This is a genomic window from Lascolabacillus sp. (genome assembly GCF_028696275.1).
Classification (GTDB): Bacteria; Bacteroidota; Bacteroidia; order Bacteroidales; family Dysgonomonadaceae; genus Proteiniphilum; species Proteiniphilum massiliensis.
Genome location: NZ_JAQVHI010000002.1, coordinates 57,409 through 73,836, shown reverse-complemented (window position 1 = coordinate 73,836; position 16,428 = coordinate 57,409). Strand labels below are relative to the sequence as shown.

The 16,428-nt window shown below is 35.2% G+C and carries 17 protein-coding genes; 11 read left to right on the top strand and 6 right to left on the bottom strand.

Annotated elements, in window-relative coordinates; genetic code table 11:
* Nucleotides 1–928 (bottom strand): pyridoxal phosphate-dependent aminotransferase (locus PHO43_RS01280; protein ID WP_288011025.1); only part of this gene is annotated, 928 nt, incomplete at its 3' end.
* A gap of 163 nt (nucleotides 929–1,091) precedes the next feature.
* On the opposite strand from PHO43_RS01280, the gene PHO43_RS01275 reads away from it, so the two are divergent.
* A complete protein-coding gene (locus PHO43_RS01275; protein ID WP_045089672.1) occupies nucleotides 1,092–1,895 on the top strand; it encodes a glycoside hydrolase family 16 protein in 804 nt (267 codons plus the stop codon).
* Nucleotides 1,896–1,920: 25 nt separating this feature from the next.
* On the opposite strand, the gene queF is transcribed toward PHO43_RS01275, so the two are convergent.
* Together queF and queC are read right to left on the bottom strand one after the other, a co-directional pair.
* On the bottom strand, nucleotides 1,921–2,379 hold the full coding sequence (queF, locus tag PHO43_RS01270) for a preQ(1) synthase (protein WP_045089671.1): 459 nt from the start codon (nucleotides 2,377–2,379) through the stop codon (nucleotides 1,921–1,923).
* A 21-nt stretch (nucleotides 2,380–2,400) separates the two neighbouring features.
* Nucleotides 2,401–3,063, bottom strand: a complete 663-nt coding sequence (gene queC, locus PHO43_RS01265; protein ID WP_045089670.1) for a 7-cyano-7-deazaguanine synthase QueC — start codon at nucleotides 3,061–3,063, stop codon at nucleotides 2,401–2,403.
* 487 nt (nucleotides 3,064–3,550) lie between these two features.
* Between queC and PHO43_RS01260 the strand changes: the two genes are divergently transcribed.
* The 9 genes from PHO43_RS01260 to nfo all read left to right on the top strand — a co-directional run bounded on the left by PHO43_RS01260 (nucleotide 3,551) and on the right by nfo (nucleotide 11,743).
* A complete protein-coding gene (locus PHO43_RS01260; protein ID WP_045089669.1) occupies nucleotides 3,551–3,904 on the top strand; it encodes a hypothetical protein in 354 nt (117 codons plus the stop codon).
* 109 nt (nucleotides 3,905–4,013) lie between these two features.
* Nucleotides 4,014–5,075 (top strand): phosphate ABC transporter substrate-binding protein PstS, encoded by a 1,062-nt coding sequence (gene pstS / locus PHO43_RS01255; protein WP_288008790.1) that lies wholly within the window; start codon nucleotides 4,014–4,016, stop codon nucleotides 5,073–5,075.
* A 24-nt stretch (nucleotides 5,076–5,099) separates the two neighbouring features.
* On the top strand, nucleotides 5,100–5,957 hold the full coding sequence (gene pstC, locus PHO43_RS01250) for a phosphate ABC transporter permease subunit PstC (protein WP_045090900.1): 858 nt from the start codon (nucleotides 5,100–5,102) through the stop codon (nucleotides 5,955–5,957).
* Complete coding sequence (gene pstA / locus PHO43_RS01245) at nucleotides 5,954–6,829, top strand: phosphate ABC transporter permease PstA (protein ID WP_045089667.1); 876 nt, start codon at nucleotides 5,954–5,956, stop codon at nucleotides 6,827–6,829. Before pstC ends, pstA begins: the two co-directional genes overlap by 4 nt.
* Nucleotides 6,817–7,602: a phosphate ABC transporter ATP-binding protein PstB gene (gene pstB, locus PHO43_RS01240; RefSeq protein WP_197271967.1), complete on the top strand. Its 786-nt coding sequence runs from the start codon at nucleotides 6,817–6,819 to the stop codon at nucleotides 7,600–7,602. The genes pstA and pstB overlap by 13 nt, the downstream gene beginning before the upstream one ends.
* 68 nt (nucleotides 7,603–7,670) lie before the next feature.
* Complete coding sequence (locus PHO43_RS01235; protein WP_053826254.1) at nucleotides 7,671–8,411, top strand: phosphate signaling complex PhoU family protein; 741 nt, start codon at nucleotides 7,671–7,673, stop codon at nucleotides 8,409–8,411.
* A gap of 15 nt (nucleotides 8,412–8,426) precedes the next feature.
* Nucleotides 8,427–9,122 carry a two-component system response regulator PhoB gene (gene phoB / locus PHO43_RS01230; protein WP_045089665.1) on the top strand — a complete coding sequence of 232 codons (696 nt, stop codon included), beginning with the start codon at nucleotides 8,427–8,429 and terminating at the stop codon, nucleotides 9,120–9,122.
* Complete coding sequence (gene phoR / locus PHO43_RS01225) at nucleotides 9,115–10,875, top strand: sensor histidine kinase (protein ID WP_045090898.1); 1,761 nt, start codon at nucleotides 9,115–9,117, stop codon at nucleotides 10,873–10,875. Before phoB ends, phoR begins: the two co-directional genes overlap by 8 nt.
* Before the next feature lie 25 nt (nucleotides 10,876–10,900).
* Nucleotides 10,901–11,743 (top strand): deoxyribonuclease IV, encoded by an 843-nt coding sequence (nfo, locus tag PHO43_RS01220; protein ID WP_045089664.1) that lies wholly within the window; start codon nucleotides 10,901–10,903, stop codon nucleotides 11,741–11,743.
* A 141-nt stretch (nucleotides 11,744–11,884) separates the two neighbouring features.
* Here nfo and PHO43_RS01215 read toward each other — a convergent pair whose 3' ends face one another.
* Both PHO43_RS01215 and PHO43_RS01210 read right to left on the bottom strand, forming a co-directional pair.
* Nucleotides 11,885–14,218, bottom strand: a complete 2,334-nt coding sequence (locus PHO43_RS01215; protein ID WP_502867164.1) for a glycoside hydrolase family 20 protein — start codon at nucleotides 14,216–14,218, stop codon at nucleotides 11,885–11,887.
* Nucleotides 14,219–14,261: 43 nt separating this feature from the next.
* The gene (locus tag PHO43_RS01210; RefSeq protein WP_045089663.1) at nucleotides 14,262–15,014 is read right to left on the bottom strand and encodes a copper homeostasis protein CutC; all 753 of its coding nucleotides are present in this window, start codon (nucleotides 15,012–15,014) and stop codon (nucleotides 14,262–14,264) included.
* Between the two features lie 280 nt (nucleotides 15,015–15,294).
* Here PHO43_RS01210 and PHO43_RS01205 point away from each other — a divergent pair, with 280 nt between their 5' ends.
* Nucleotides 15,295–15,849: a plasmid pRiA4b ORF-3 family protein gene (locus tag PHO43_RS01205; protein ID WP_045090896.1), complete on the top strand. Its 555-nt coding sequence runs from the start codon at nucleotides 15,295–15,297 to the stop codon at nucleotides 15,847–15,849.
* On the opposite strand, the gene PHO43_RS01200 is transcribed toward PHO43_RS01205, so the two are convergent.
* Entirely contained in the window at nucleotides 15,843–16,418 is a 576-nt protein-coding gene (locus tag PHO43_RS01200; RefSeq protein ID WP_045089662.1) for a DUF4126 domain-containing protein, read from the bottom strand. The two genes, PHO43_RS01205 and PHO43_RS01200, sit on opposite strands and share 7 nt — an antisense overlap.
* Between the last annotated feature and the right edge of the window lie 10 nt (nucleotides 16,419–16,428).

Here is a 16,428-nt window from a genome sequence, read left to right as displayed (position 1 = left end):
GTATTTTGTTAAGGCGATCGATTAGAAAATCACGTCGACTCTTATACTCCTTGAAATTACGCTGCATATAACTGCTGTCTTCGCTAAGCGAGGCGTTTGCTGCTATCTGACCAATCAGAGGAGGACTTAGTCTTGCCTGGCAAAACTTCATTACTGTATCATGAAGTTTTATGTTTTTTGTTATTAATGCACCTATTCTGATCCCGCATTCACTATAACGTTTTGAGACTGAATCTATAAGTACAACATTCTCTTCAATACCTTCCAGGTGGCATGCCGAAATATATGGTGTATCGTTATAGATAAACTCTCTATATACTTCATCAGAAAAAAGATATAGATTATATTTTTTTACCAGTAACCTTATTTTCTCCATTTCCTGTGGAGTGTAAACATATCCTGTTGGATTATTTGGATTACATATAAGAATTCCTTTAGTGCGTTCATTGATAAGTTTTTCGAACTCCTCTATTTCCGGTAGTGCGAAGTTTGACTCCATATCAGAAGGAATTGTCCTTATTACTGCTCCTGCTGAGATTGCAAATGCCATATAATTTGCATATGCTGGTTCAGGTACAATAATCTCGTCACCCGGATTCAGGCAAGCCATAAATGCATATAATACAGCTTCAGAACCTCCTGCTGTTACGATAATTTCGTTGGGAGATAAATTAATGTTGAATTTTTTATAATATTCAACCAGATTCTTCCTGTAGAATAAATAGCCGTCGCTTGGACTATATTCCAGTGTGATGCGATCAATTGAGCGGATTGCATCTAATGCAGTTACAGGAGAAGGTAAATCGGGTTGTCCGATGTTCAGATGATACACTTTTACTCCCTCAGCTTTAGCTGCATCTGAGAGTGGTGCTAGTTTACGTATTGGTGAAGCGGGCATTTGATAACCACGCATTGAAATATCAGGCATAAAATAAAAAAATTAAGTAGCAAAGGTAATAAAAAAGTTTGCCTTTGGTTGCTTTTCGAATGATTAACACAAATTGAAAGAGATTGGGATTTTGTAAAATGTATTATGCTTACTTTTGTGCCTCAATTTATTATAAAGTAAATGTTATAGAGATTTCAAACTAATGAGAAAGTATTTAATAGCTATTTTAATAATTGCAACTGCAATTTTATCATCATGTTTCCGACAGTACAATAATGATGATACATATCGTAAAGGTTGGACACTTGCTTGGGAAGATGATTTTGATGAGTTTTCAAATGAGTCTGTATGGTCTAAAACACCAAGAGACAAACAACATTCGTTCAGATATATGAGTGATAGTGAGTCGCTTTACAAACTACAAGATGGCAATCTTGTGTTAAGAGGCATGCAAGACCCTGAAGGAAATGAAAAACTGCCTTTTATAACCGGAGGTATCTATACTCAGGCTTTTAAAGCAAACGAAACAAAAAGATTAGAAATAAGAGCCAGAATTAACCCTACATATGGTGTCACACCTTATATATCGCTTTTTCCAAATAATAGCTCAGAAAATATTGTAATAGATTTAATTGAGCAATATGATACTGATGAATTTATCTATCAGTCTGTAACTTCACAATATACAACAACAGAGGGAATGCCTGACAATCCTCCATCAAGTGCATTGGTTGGTGTTAATCCAATCGAATATCACATATATGGTGTTGAAAAATATCCAGATAGTGTGGTTTTTTATGTTGATGGCACACGTACAAAAAAATATCCCCGTATTCCAACAAAAATACCGGGACAATTTCCTTTTAACGATCTCGACTTTGACCTTTATATTGGTCTGAGACTGGACAAAGACACAGATCACGCAGGGCTACCTGTTGATTTCTATATTGATTGGGTAAGATTCTATGAACCCAATTCAGTCAATTTAACTACCGATGAAAATTAGTTGAGAGTTTTTACTAAACCAATATTTACAGGGGGATAGAGTGATTTAACAGTCGCTCTTCCGCCATTTTTTCATACTTAGTACCCTCACGTCCCCAGTTTGCATATGGATATATGCTTATACCTCCACGTGGTGTAAATATACCTGTAACTTCAATATATTTTGGATTCATCAGATTTATAAGATCCTTCATTATAATATTGATGCAATCTTCATGAAACGCTCCATGGTTTCTGAAACTGAAGAGATATAGTTTTAAACTTTTACTCTCAACCATTTTAACATCTGGAATATAATCGATGCGAATGGTTGCGAAATCGGGCTGACCGGTTATTGGGCATAGACTGGTAAACTCAGGACAATCGAAAGTAACCCAGTAATCGTTCCCCTGATGTTTATTTTCAAATGCCTCCAGCATTTCAGGTGCATAATCCTGTTTATATTCTGTTTTGCCACCAAGATGGCTTAATCCTTTTATTTCCATATTATTTAGTAAATTATTGATTTAACGCTCTTCAAGATACTCTTTCAATCCTTTATTTCTTAATACACATGAAGGACAATGACCACAACCTTCTGCTATTATTCCATTGTAGCAAGTAAGAGTTTCATCTCTTACGATTTCAAATACACCCAGTTCGTCTGCCAGCTGCCACACCTCTTTTTTATTCCGCCACATGAGAGGAGTATGGATTACAAACTGTTTATCCATAGCAAGGTTAAGAGTAGCATTGGCCGATCTGATAAAAGTATCGCGGCAGTCTGGGTAACCACTGTAGTCAGCTTCCGAAACTCCGGTTACAATATGCCGTATGTTTTTTGCATAAGCGATAGTTGCTGCAAATGTTAAAAAGAGAAGATTCCTACCTGGTACAAATGTATTGGGATAGGAGTCAGCCGGTTTCTCTGAATCCATTTGCATTGAGAGGTTAGTAAGTGAATTGGGAGCTAATTGTGAAATAATTTCTGTATCCAGTAATTGGAAGGGAGTATCAGACATTTTAGCAATTCGTTCTGCATTTTTTATTTCCTGCGAATGTCTCTGTCCATAAGAAAAACAGAGTGCATATACATTCCTGAAATTATGTTTTGCCCAATAGAGACAAGTAGTTGAATCCTGACCACCTGAAAATAAAACAAGTGCGTCTTCATTAGAATAATCTTTCATTATACTTTGTTTTTTATGTGGTTCCCTAAGCTACACAGAAAAGTAAAACCTTTTCAATTGCAAAAATACAAAATTTAAACAGATAATCTTGAGGAGTTTTACACTAATCATTATCTATAATAATTTTAAAAGTATAAAAATGATTGTTTTTAGTATGAAATATAACCTGATTATGATGCTGTAATAAATAACTGCATCTGTTTAACTGTCTGTATATGATTAGTTTATAATTTGTGCTAAATAAAATTATTTGATGTGGATATTGATTTAACTAAATAGAATGAACATGTTTTTGAACTCATTGTTATATTTTTCGGATAGGATGTTGCAAAAAAATATAAGCCGCCCAAATTTCACAATTAGGACGGCTCCACAATTAAGGTGTCATATAAAAATGACAGTGATACAAAAATAGTCAATTTTTGTATATAGCGCTTTTTTTGCTACCTATTATTTAGTTTTAAATGCTATAAAATGTTAATAAACCATGGATGATAATTTAATGAAACAGATCCTTGAGAATAATTCCAAGCTTAATAGCATGGCTAAAGCTATTCTGGTTAGATGGAAGTGGGATGATAATAAACATTATCGTATTTTCCTGGGTTTGCGACATGGCGGTACAAGGGAAACACAGTTCGATCTGGATCAAAAATATCCTGTTTATTCTGATGAGAAAATTACCCTGCTTTTACATGCAGACCAACTTGCCACATTAACTCGTGAAGAGAAGATTGATAAAATCCTACAACTTTTAGGTGATAGTTTGTGGAAATGGGATCCCTCAAAGAAAATTGAATTCAGTAATGTAGTAGAAAAATTTTTAGGTGCCAGAAAATAATACCTCAACAAACTTAACAAACTCGTAACATTTTCGTAATAGTATTGTAACTTTCAAATTGTACTTTTGTCATGATTCTTAAAAACAAGACAATTTAGGTTTATTTTTAATGAAGAAATTATTTCTATTTTTACTCTTCCCTATATTATTACAATCATGTTATAATAATTCAGCTACAGGAGGAAGTAGTTCGCGAAGTACCATATCAGGCGCAGGTGCTACTTTTCCGTATCCCTATTATAATATAGTTTTTAGAGATTTTATGCGGGCCAATGAAGATAAAACCGTTAATTATGGTGCAATTGGCAGTGGTGGAGGTATAAGAAGTTTAAGAGATCACTCTGTTGATTTTGGTGCAAGTGATGCTTTTCTAAATGAGAAGGAGATTGAATCGATGAATGCAGAGGTAATCCACATTGCAACTTGTATGGGTGGCGTGGTAATGGCTTATACTTTGGAAGGAATAGATAGTTTACGTTTGACTGGTCAACTTATTTCTGATATATATCTTGGTAAAATCAAAAAATGGAATGATCCTCTTATTAAAGGTGAAAATCCTGACATAAATCTGCCTGATCTTGAAATAACACCTGTTTACAGGTCGGATGGAAGTGGTACTACTTTTAACTTTTCGGAATATTTATCAGCAATCAGCCCTGAATGGAAAAGTATAATGGGGATGGGAAAGTCGCTTAAATGGCCAGCTGGTATTGCTGCAAAAGGCAATCCGGGAGTGGCTGGAATAGTTCAGCAAACTGAAGGAGCTATTGGTTATATTGGTTCGGAATATGCACTGACTTTGAGATTACCAACAGCAAAATTGAAAAACAGAGCCGGTAATTATGTTGATGCAACACTGGAAACGATTTCAGCGGCGGCAAATGTTCCTCTTCCAGACGATATGAGAGCAACAATAACTGACTCAGACGACCCAAATGCTTATCCTATCAGCCTTTTTACATGGGTTCTGGTATATAAGAATCAGGACTATGATAACCGTTCGATGGAGGAAGCTGAGGATATTGTAAAGCTGTTGAATTATGTAATTAGTCCTGAAGGACAAAAAGTAGCGGCTCAAATTAATTATGCACCTTTATCGGAGCAGGCCCTCGAAAAGAATCGTAAACTAATAGATCAGATAAATTATAGTGGCTTATCAATTACTCCATAAAAATTGAAAGAACAACTTGGTGAAATGAGAGATAAGATATTCCGGTTTTTACTTTTTTTTGCTGCAGTTATTATTCTGTTATTAACAGCTGGTATTATATATGCATTGGTAAGTAGATCGACTGAAGCATTTCAGGAATATGGAGTATGGGGATTTATTTCCAATCCTGAGTGGGACCCGCGCCCGGCAACTGAAGAGTATGGTGCTTTGTCATTTATAGTTGGAACATTGTATACTGCATTCTTTGCATTATTTCTTTGTGTTCCTTTCTCTTTATCAGTAGCACTATTCAATGGTGAATATTTCAAAGGAAAGAAGATATCATCCTTTGTAAGGTCTATAGTTGATCTGCTTGCTGGTATACCTTCTATTGTTTATGGTCTTTGGGGATTTTATGCAGTAAGACCTTTAGTTATTGATTTGGGCATAAATGCACAGGGCTTTGGCATCTTCCTCTCTTCAATAGTATTGGCAATAATGATTATTCCTTATGCATCGTCACTTAGTACAGAGTTTATTTCAATGGTACCAAATAAACTTAAGGAGGGAGCTTATAGTCTCGGAGCTACTCAGTTTGAAGTAATTCAGAATATTAGCATACCAACTGCAAGATCAGGTATTGTTGCATCATATATATTAGCTCTTGGAAGAGCATTAGGTGAAACTATGGCGGTTACAATGCTTATTGGTAATACTGACAGAGTTCCTAAGGGGCTGAGAGATACTGGTAATACTATGGCTAGTGTTATTGCCAACCAGTTTGGAGAGGCAGATGGAATAAAACTTAGTTCTCTGATTGCAATTGGACTTCTTTTATTTATTATTACAGCACTTATTAATATGGTTGCTAAGTTGGTAATGAAAAAATTAGCAAGTGTATGAGTTTAAAATCAAAATCATCAATAAATTCAAGAAAAGGAACAGACAAGCTTGTTTATTTCCTCGTTTGGCTGTTTTCGTTTTTTGCAATGATTCCGCTTTTCCTAATTTTATGGGATGTAGTCTCTAAAGGATATAAAAATTTTAATATCAACCTGTTCACAAAGGTTACTCCCTCTTCAATGGATGCTTTAATTGCAAATATGAATGGAGATCCCATTCCGGGAGGGGTTTTAAATGGTATTACCGGTTCAATCTTAATTGTAGGGTTAGCTATACTGATCTCAGTGCCACTGGGATTATTTATAGGCATTTACCTTTCTGATAACCGCGATAAAAAATTTGCAGGTTTTATTAGCTATTTAACAGATTTGCTTCAGGGAATGCCATCGATAGTGATTGGTATAATTGCATATGCCTGGGTTGTTAAACCTTTGGGGAGCTATTCAGCAATAGGTGGTAGTGTGGCATTAACTATGATGATGTTGCCTATGATAGTTAGATCCACCGAGGAGACAATGAAAATGTTACCACCATCGTTTAAAGAATCCGGATTGGCTTTAGGATCTTCATATACCAGTGTTGTTTTTAATATATTACTACCTTCCGGATTCGGAGGAATTTTTACAGGTATACTACTAGCAATATCAAGGGTATTGGGGGAAACAGCTCCATTGATGCTTACCGCACTTGGTGCATCTGTGGTTAACTGGAATATAACTGAACCAACCAGTGCATTACCACTTTTAATTTGGGATTTTTATAATGATCCAAATCTGGTAGAACTTGTATGGTCAACATCATTATTATTACTAATTGTCATATTTTGCTTGAACTGGATAGCTAAAATTGTAGCACGCAAATGGAAAATATAGAAAATACGAAAGAATTGAAACCTGTTCTTCAGTTGAAGAATGTCTCTGTCTCTTATAATCCTGGCACCTTCGCTGTAAAAAAAGTGTCAACGGATATTTATCCCAATACTATCACTGCAATTATGGGACCTTCAGGGTGTGGAAAGAGTACTTTGCTGCGTGCAATCAACCGCATGCATGATCTCTATTCTAATATCAAGACAACCGGAGAGATTATCCTGAAAGGAAAAGATATTTTAACAATGGACTCTATGGAAGTACGCCGTCTTGCAGGTATGGTGTTTCAGCAGCCTAATCCATTTCCTACTATGAGTATATATGAGAATGTTCTTGCAGGATATAAACTTAACGGTATACGATTGAGTAAGAAAGAGAAAGATGAGATTGTAGAACAAAGTCTAAAGAGTGTTGCATTGTGGGATGAGGTTAAGGATGTAATGAGCAAGAGAGGTTCTTTTCTGTCAGGGGGGCAGCAGCAACGACTCTGTATTGCACGTGCTTTAGCGCTAAAACCGGAAGTATTGCTGATGGATGAGCCTACTTCTGCGCTGGACCCTATCTCCACAAACAAAATTGAGGAGTTATTGTTGGAACTGAAGCAGAATTTTACTATTATTGTTGTTACTCACAACATGTCACAAGCAGCACGTGTTTCGGACAACTCTATGTTTATGTATCTTGGTGAGCTGATTGAACATGGAAACACAACACAAATGTTTACTAAGCCTAAGAATAAACGTACAGAAGAATATCTGACAGGGGTTTTTGGTTAACCAAAAAATTATTAATCATTATTTGTTGTGAGTTAACTGAATTATAAACAAAAAATAAATCAATAAAGATGGATACTCAGAATGAAAATAGAACCGGCACCCCAGTAGTTGGGATAAAAGATAAATATCTTGATCAGTTACATAGTGATTTTCAGCTGTTGTCTGAAGTGATTCTTACGCAAATGATAAAGGCTGCAGAATTACTTCAGGATAACCATAATACTGACATACTGGACATTCTTAAGAAAAATGAGAAGATTATAAATTCACTGGATCTTACAATAAGGGAGAAGGTTATAAATGCTATTATGCTTTTTACTCCTAGAGCCTCTGATCTGCGAAGGCTGATGTCTTATCATGATATGACTATTTCGATTGAAAGAGTAGGTGATTTGATCGAAAATATCAGCCAGGCACTAAGAGAAATTGATTTTGATGTTCCGGGATTCGAGAGTTATAGAAAACCGGTGGATAAGATGTTTACTCAAACAGATAAGATGTTGAGAAAAGCTGTTTTCGCATATTCCGGCTTGAGCAATGAGATGGCATATGATACTATTTTAATGGATGATAAAGTTGATAAACTAGAACGAAAAATTGAGAAGAAGCTGGCAGAGGATTTTAGCAATAAAGTTCTTGATAAGCAAACACTAGTAAATATAATGAACCTGAATAGTATTTCATATTTTCTTGAACGTATTGGTGATAAGGCTGTTGATATTGCCGAATCGGCAGTTTTTCTTATCGAAGGTAAAGATATAAGACACGATAAAATTGTGAGAATCGATAATAAACCGGATAGTAAATAAAATATCCTTTATTTCATGGAAGAGAGATTATTAGTTGTGGACGATGAGAAGGATATTTGTGATATTCTTAAGTTTAATCTTGAAAATGAGGGGTATATAGTAGATGTAGCCAACTCAGGTGAAGAAGCACTGAAAATATTGAGCAATGTTCATAATCTTATAATTCTTGATGTAATGATGAATGGTATTTCAGGATTTAAAATGGCTGAAATACTGAGGGAAGAGGGTAACTATGTACCAATAATATTTTTAACTGCGAAAAATAGTGAAAATGACTTATTAACAGGCTTCTCACTGGGGGCTGATGATTATATAGCAAAACCATTCTCAGTAAAGGAAGTTATAGCCCGAGTGAAAGCTTTGATAAAGAGAACTTCAATTATTGCTCAACCGGCAGTCACAAAGTGGAGTTTTGAAGGTTTGAATATAGATATTTCAGCCAGTCGTGTAACTATCGATGATAAAGAGGTTTCTCTTACAAAAAAAGAATTTGAAATATTATCTTTGTTAACTCAAGCATCTCCAAAAGTTTTGACAAGAGCTGACATACTGAGCAGCGTTTGGGGAGAGAATGAATATGTTTTGGATAGAACTGTTGATGTACATATAACCCGAATAAGAAAGAAATTGGGAGAGTATGGCAGTATGATAGTAAATCGCTCCGGTTTTGGTTATTACCTTAACTTTAATGATAAAAATGAAAATGAATAGAAGAATATCTTTTAAAAGACGCATTATAATTTATTTCTCATTGATAATAGCTGTATTCACAGTTGGCATTATACATTTTGAGCAAAAGCAGATAATAAAAGAGCGTACAAGAAGTCTTGAACTGACACTTGAGAATAATGCTGATATAGTTTACAAGTATATTAAGAATAATTCTGTATCTCCTGAGCTTGATGCTGAATTGGTTGAACAACAATTACAGTATATGCAACCGGAATTGCGACTGACTATTATCGACTGGCAAGGAAAGGTTCTTTATGATAATCAGGTTGATGTAGAGTTGATGGAAAATCATATTAAAAGACCCGAGATTCAGAAAACTATAACCTTTGGTGAAGGTTCTAATATACGTATGTCAGAAAGTAATGATATCAAGTATTTATATTATTCCAAAAAGTATGACGACAGCGTTTTTATTCGTATGGCATTGCCTTATGATATGAAACTTCAAACTTTTATAAATTCTGAGAATAGTTTTATCTACTTTATACTTCTGTTTCTAATTGCCTGTGTGTTGATGATGTACTATTATGCTAATAGATTTACAAAATCTATGCGTGAACTCAGAGAGTTCTCTTTAAGCCTGAAAAAAGGTAAACCAATACCTGAAGATTTTAAATTCACAGATGATGAAGTGGGAGAGGTGAGTGCTGATATAGTAGAAAACTACAATCTGCTGCAGGAAAACAGAAAAAAACTGGAAAGAGAAAGGGAGAAGCTGTTGCAGCATTTTCAATTATCAGAAGAGGGAATCGCTATATTTTCAGAGAATAGAAAAAAACTATATGCCAATTCTCATTTTTTACAATATCTGAATAATATTCTGGATAAGCCAACTTTGGAGGTAGAACAACTCTTTTCTGACCCATCATTTAAAGATATTGTTGAATTCTTAAATAATAAGAGTCGAAAGAATAATTTATACACAAGACGATTCGAAAAAAGTGGCAAGCAGTTTAACGTTAGAGTTATAGTTTTTGATGATAATAATTTTGAACTATATATCAGTGATATCACAAAATCAGAGAAGACCCGCTTGCTTAAACAGGAGATGACCAATAATATTGCTCATGAGCTAAGAACACCGGTTACAAGTATAAGAGGTTATCTGGAAACGATACTGAGTCTTCATAAGAATCAAGATGCAGAGGGGAATAAAAGAATTCAGAATTTCCTTGAGAGAGCATATGCACAAACAATACGTCTCTCAGAATTGATTCAGGATATTAGTCTGCTTACAAAAATTGAAGAAGCAACTGATAGGTTCGAACTTGAGTCTGTAAATATAAAAGAGCTACTGAGTGAGTTAAAATCGGACTTGACTGTAGATTTAAATGAAAAGCAGGATAATTTTATAATTAATGTGGCTGATGATATTGTAATAAATGGAAGTCGTACTCTACTTTATTCAATTTTCAGAAATCTGGCAGAAAATTCTATCACTTATGGAGGTGAGAATATTAATATTTCTGTTAGTTGTTCTAATGAAAGTGATGATGCATATTATTTTGAGTATTATGATACCGGAGTTGGAATAGAAGAAAAATTTCTGCCACGTATTTTCGAACGTTTTTATAGAATAAATGAGGGCAGAACAAGAAATGATGGAGGGTCCGGATTAGGCCTTTCTATTGTTAAGAATGCAATTCTGTTTCATAAAGGAAATATAATAGTCAAAAATCGTCCCGAAGGTGGGTTATACTTTTTAATCACTTTACCCAAACGAGTTAAATAATTAATTATCTTAAATATACAATATAATGAAATATGTAGGAGCACATGTAAGCGCATCAGGAGGAGTGGAGAATGCGCCACTTAATGCAAAAAATATAGGGGCAAGAGCATTTGCTTTCTTTACAAAAAATCAACGTCAATGGTTTGCGGCACCATATAAGGAGGAGAATATTATAAATTTTAAGTCACGTTGTGAAGAGTTTGGTTATTTAGCAGACTATATATTACCTCACAGTAGCTACCTGATCAATCTGGGCAATCCAACTGATGATGGTGTTAAAAAATCTCGTCAGGCTTTTATTGATGAGATGAAGCGTTGTGAACAGTTAGGTATAAATCGTCTGAATTTTCATCCTGGAAGTCATCTGAATGAAATATCTGTAGATCAATGTCTCGACAGGATAGCAGAATCAATAAACATTGCGCTTGAAGAAACTTCAGGGGTTTGTGCTGTTCTTGAAAATACAGCAGGGCAAGGTACAAATCTGGGGCATACATTCGAACATCTTGCTTATATAATAGATAAAGTGGAGGATAAAAGCAGAGTGGGTGTTTGCCTGGATACTGCTCATACATTGGCTGCCGGGTATGAAATCAGAACACGTGAGGCTTATGAGGAGACTTTTCAGAAATTTGATAGCATAATAGGCTTTAATTATCTGAAAGGTATGCATATAAATGATTCAAAAAAGGAGCTTTCATCAAGAGTAGACCGTCATGACAGCTTGGGTAAAGGTTTAATGAATATGGATCTTTTTTCATTCATCATGAATGATCCACGTTTTGATAATTTACCACTTATACTAGAGACTCCTGATGAATCACTATGGGCTGAAGAGATTCAGTTATTATACTCTTTACAGAAATAGTTTGTGTTCCTATGATATTTATGCACATTTAAATTACTAATATAAAAAATTGCAATTGTAATTATAATATAAGTTTAGATAAAGATAAAGGGGCTGTTCCAAAAGGACAGCCCCTTTATAATTTATTGATATATTATAAACTTAGTTCAGGCTTATTTCATCAACAAAAATAAATGCACGTCTCCCGCTTCCAGGATGCCATTCAGGCATTACAGTAGGCTTAATTGTAATTCTGTAATAACGTGCAGTTACAGGGTCAAATGAGAAGTTATGCGTAGATATATCTGACCAATGTTCACTTTTCTGGTCTGAAATCTTCTCTGTTATAATAGATGAGAAGTTTCTTTTATTGTCTGATGACTCAACAATAATTTCTGAGCTATCAAATATCCAGTCTCCTGTAACAACTGCATTATTTACCTCAATAGAGCTGATTTCAGTTGGTTCCTGCATATCAATTATCGCTACAAGATCATCACCCTGAAAACCTAACCATCTACCTGTACGATAGTTTGTGTTTTTACCTTTAAGTCCATCCACTAACATAGGGGCACCAGAATATTCATAACTGCGAGCCGGGGTAGAAAGTAATTCAACTGGTTTGTATGTTGATTTGCTGATACTTATTACTTCACACAGGATTTTACTTTTAACTCCATTACGAATAGCAACAGCTTTTATTTCAGCATCTTCATCAATAGAAAATGTTCCATCATATAATGTGGAGGATTCTGAAGGATCGCTGCCATCAAGTGTATAGTATACATCAGCATCATCTATGGTTGAAAAGGTAATATCGAGTTTATTTGATTCGAAATTTGGAGTAAACTCACCCTGAACATCAAATACATGTGTAGCATATGTGTAGCCCAGTTTTTCATATTGTTTAATAAGTCGAGGTAACCTTTCAAGGAAGTTCTCATAATTTTTATTCTCTGGCTGCATCCACTGAACTTCACTCATGGCTGCAAGTCTCGGTAAAACCATATACTCAACATGCCAGGATTCTTTAATGTACTCGGTCCACAGGTTAGCTTGAGGTCCAAGAATATGTTTTTTCTCTTCCTCTGTCAGGATATCAGGTGCAGGTTCAAATCTGTATACCTGCTCAACAGGCAGGAATCCTCCGATCCCAAATGGCTCTTCAGCAGAATTCTGTGCCTGATAGTAGTCAAAATAAGCATAAGTGGTTGGTGTCATAATCACATCATGTCCCATCTTTGCTGCCTGAATGCCGCCATCCATTCCTCGCCATGACATAACTGTTGCGTTAGGCGCCAGTTCACCTTCTAATATCTCGTCCCATCCAATAATTCTTCTGCCGTGACTATTCAGGAATTCTTCCACACGGGCAGTCACATAACTTTGAAGGAAATGTTCTGCTTTATGACCATCTTTATCTTTTAGACCCAGCTCTTTAATACGAGCCTGACATAGAGAGCACTCTTCCCATCTGGTCTTTGGAGCTTCATCACCACCGATATGAATATATTCTGAAGGGAAAATCTCCATCACTTCTGTAAGTACAGCTTCAAGAAATTCAAAAGACTCTTCTTTACCAGCACATAATATATCATCAAATACACCCCATTCGCCAACTACCTTATAAGGTCCGCCAGTACAACCTAACTCAGGATAAGCAGTCAGAGCTGCAAGCATATGGCCAGGCAGGTCTACCTCAGGTATTACTGTGATGTATCTCTCTCTGGCATATTCAACCACCTCTTTTAATTCCTCTTTAGTATAGTATCCGCCATGAGGAGTCCCATCATACTCGCCAGAATTACGTCCTATCACAGTTTCACTTCTCATTGATCCTACTTCAGTGAGTCCTGGATACGAGTCAATCTCAATTCTCCAGCCCTGATCATCTGTAAGATGCCAGTGAAACCTGTTTACGTTATGAAGAGCTAGCATATCTATATACTTCTTAATGAACTCAACTGGTTGGAAATGACGTGCAATATCAAGACTCATTCCTCGGTATGCAAATCTGGGCTCATCATTTATAGTTGCAGCTGAATACAATACAGAACCAACTCTATCTATTGGTGTTGCTTTTCTTAATGTTTGAATTCCATAGAATACACCTGCTTCAGATGCTCCCTTAACGGTAATTGCTTTACTATTTACAACTATTTTATATGCTTCTGAATTATCACTTTCAAGTCCTGTTGAAAGAATAATAGCATTTTCATCCTGAGTTTCAGTATCTAAAGAAGTTTTAATTCCTGTGGCAATACTTATGTATTCAGCCAAAAACTCTGCATTACGCTTCATTTTATCATTACCATCAGGATAAATAATTTTTGTTGATGAGGTAAGAGTAAAAGCTTCACCGGTTTCCTTAGTAATCTCTTTTGGAAGAGGTACTACCTCATAATTAGCTTCAGAAGTACCTCGTCCTCCTATGCCGCATGAGGTAATAAAACCTAAAAGCAAAAAGAAAAATAACTGTTTAAACATTTGCATTATATTTATAATTTAAATTGAGTTGTCTATTTAATTTGGGACTTTTTCATCTTTGAAGTGCTTCAATGGTCTTTCTGACAATTTCTGAGCTTGTAACCTGTTCTTCAAACTCATTAATTACAACTGTTGTACCACCCATTTTTAATCCAGGGTTTCGATACAGCATACCACTTTCAATACTTTCCCTTGCAGAAAGATGAAACTCTTTTGCACCTGTTTCTTTAGCAAGAAATGCTATATTTTCAGCATTAACGCCACTACCTGGCATAATTATAATACGATCACCTGCTTTTCTTACTAATTCTTTAAGAAGACTGACACCTTCCGCCGCTTTTGGCTTTTGACCTGAAGTAAGTATTCTGTCAAATCCAAGTTCAATAATCTTTTCTAGAGCAACAAAAGGATCTTTACACATATCAAATGCTCTGTGAAATGTAACACTCAAATCTCCTGCAGCTTCAATAAGCTCCTTATTTCTTTTAATATCAATATCTCCATCAGCAGTCAGACATCCAAATACAACACCATCTGCACCTAAATTGACGGCATTTTTTATATCTTGAAGCATAATTTTATGTTCAAGGTCGTCATATAAAAAATCACCACCACGTGGACGAATAATCACGTTGAGTTTTATGTTCAAAAGTTGACGTGCCAAAATGATATCGCCATAAGATGGAGTAGTTCCTCCTTCAGGAATACCGGCACACAACTCTACACGATAGGCACCACCTTTTTGTGCTTCAACACAGCTCTTTACTGAATTAGCACAGATCTCGAGTAAGTATTCGTTTGACATATGATTTAATAAATATGATTAGAAAATAAAATATTTAAATTAAGGGTGCAAACATAATAAAATATAATGATTTTATAGTGGATTCTGCTGTTATGTTACTGTAATTTTTAATAAAAACAGGTTTTAAACAAAACACTATATTTTAAATATTGCTTGCACTCACAAAATGACTACTAAGATAAGACTGGATTAACTAAAGTCTTAAAAACTAAATTAATAGAAATATTGTTTTAATTAATAAGAACTCTTTCCAATGCTCAACCATTTAATTCTTACCAGTATGAAAGATATAATATTTCAGATTCAAATTGTCCTTAGAGGTAGTAAGCCTAAGATCTGGAGACGTGTATTAATACCTTCTGACATGTCTCTGGCTGACTTTCATGAAGTGATTCAGACATCTATGGGATGGGAAAATTCACATCTTCATTATTTTGAGAAAAACAATACATTTTATACATTGAAAATTGAAGGAGATGATTTTTTGGATGAGAACAATAAAATAGACTATAGAGATTTAACTGTTGCTGATCTGCTTACTAAAAAGCACGATAGGATTACCTATGAGTATGATTATGGTGACAGATGGGAGCATGATATCTTTCTTGAGGATATAACAACAGTCAATCCACAGATTAAATATCCTGTTTGTATAGAAGGTAAGATGAGTTGTCCTCCTGAAGATTGTGGAGGAATAAATGGATATCATGATATTCTATTTATACTAAAAAATCCTCAACACAAATATTATGAAAATTATAAAGATTGGCTTGATGAGAGATTCGATCCGGAGTATTTCAATATAGATGAAGTTAACAGAAGATTACATTACTGAACATATTGTTTCTTTCTTTTAATTAACTTCTTATATAAAATACGGAGAATAAAAACTATCAATATTACTATTAAAATTGCTACGATAATTGGTATTATCAAAGACAGGATAGAAAATCCCGTAGCTGCCACACCCTCAGTTGTGGAAACTACGGGATTACCTGCCCCTGCTGTAAATTTAGATGAAAATAGTCGTGTAATTGTACTGCCACTTTGAATTGTGGCTGCTGCTCCACCTCCTACAATAAAACCTAATATCCATTTCATCCATTCGTTTTCTGCAGGGAAAACAGATGTCATCAGCAGTGTACCTGCAACAATTGAAAGTGGTGTTGCAATGGTGTCTATTAAATTATCAATAAATGGAATATAATATGCCAAAACCTCCAAAACTGCTGCTGCACCAAAACATATGAGGGCAGGAGTTGACCCCATCCATTCGAAACTTTCACCTAATGGCAAGACTCCAAAGTGAGAAGCAATTCCTGCTATGAGAAGTGGTATAAATACTCTGAAACCTGCACTGGCACTCAAACCAATTCCTAGAGCAATTGCACTGACAGTTTCCATATAGATTTAC

Excerpts from the sequence above, each read along its gene's own strand:
- queC (WP_045089670.1), bottom strand. The coding sequence starts at position 3,063 with ATGAAAGATTATTCTAATGAAGACGCACTTGTTTTATTTTCAGGTGGT.
- pstS (WP_288008790.1), top strand. The coding sequence starts at position 4,014 with ATGAAGAAATTATTTCTATTTTTACTCTTCCCTATATTATTACAATCA.
- PHO43_RS01235 (WP_053826254.1), top strand. The coding sequence starts at position 7,671 with ATGGATACTCAGAATGAAAATAGAACCGGCACCCCAGTAGTTGGGATA.
- pstC (WP_045090900.1), top strand. The coding sequence starts at position 5,100 with ATGAGAGATAAGATATTCCGGTTTTTACTTTTTTTTGCTGCAGTTATT.
- phoB (WP_045089665.1), top strand. The coding sequence starts at position 8,427 with ATGGAAGAGAGATTATTAGTTGTGGACGATGAGAAGGATATTTGTGAT.
- PHO43_RS01210 (WP_045089663.1), bottom strand. The coding sequence starts at position 15,014 with ATGTCAAACGAATACTTACTCGAGATCTGTGCTAATTCAGTAAAGAGC.
- PHO43_RS01260 (WP_045089669.1), top strand. The coding sequence starts at position 3,551 with ATGGATGATAATTTAATGAAACAGATCCTTGAGAATAATTCCAAGCTT.
- pstB (WP_197271967.1), top strand. The coding sequence starts at position 6,817 with ATGGAAAATATAGAAAATACGAAAGAATTGAAACCTGTTCTTCAGTTG.
- PHO43_RS01205 (WP_045090896.1), top strand. The coding sequence starts at position 15,295 with ATGAAAGATATAATATTTCAGATTCAAATTGTCCTTAGAGGTAGTAAG.
- PHO43_RS01275 (WP_045089672.1), top strand. The coding sequence starts at position 1,092 with ATGAGAAAGTATTTAATAGCTATTTTAATAATTGCAACTGCAATTTTA.
- queF (WP_045089671.1), bottom strand. The coding sequence starts at position 2,379 with ATGGAAATAAAAGGATTAAGCCATCTTGGTGGCAAAACAGAATATAAA.
- PHO43_RS01200 (WP_045089662.1), bottom strand. The coding sequence starts at position 16,418 with ATGGAAACTGTCAGTGCAATTGCTCTAGGAATTGGTTTGAGTGCCAGT.
- nfo (WP_045089664.1), top strand. The coding sequence starts at position 10,901 with ATGAAATATGTAGGAGCACATGTAAGCGCATCAGGAGGAGTGGAGAAT.
- pstA (WP_045089667.1), top strand. The coding sequence starts at position 5,954 with ATGAGTTTAAAATCAAAATCATCAATAAATTCAAGAAAAGGAACAGAC.
- phoR (WP_045090898.1), top strand. The coding sequence starts at position 9,115 with ATGAATAGAAGAATATCTTTTAAAAGACGCATTATAATTTATTTCTCA.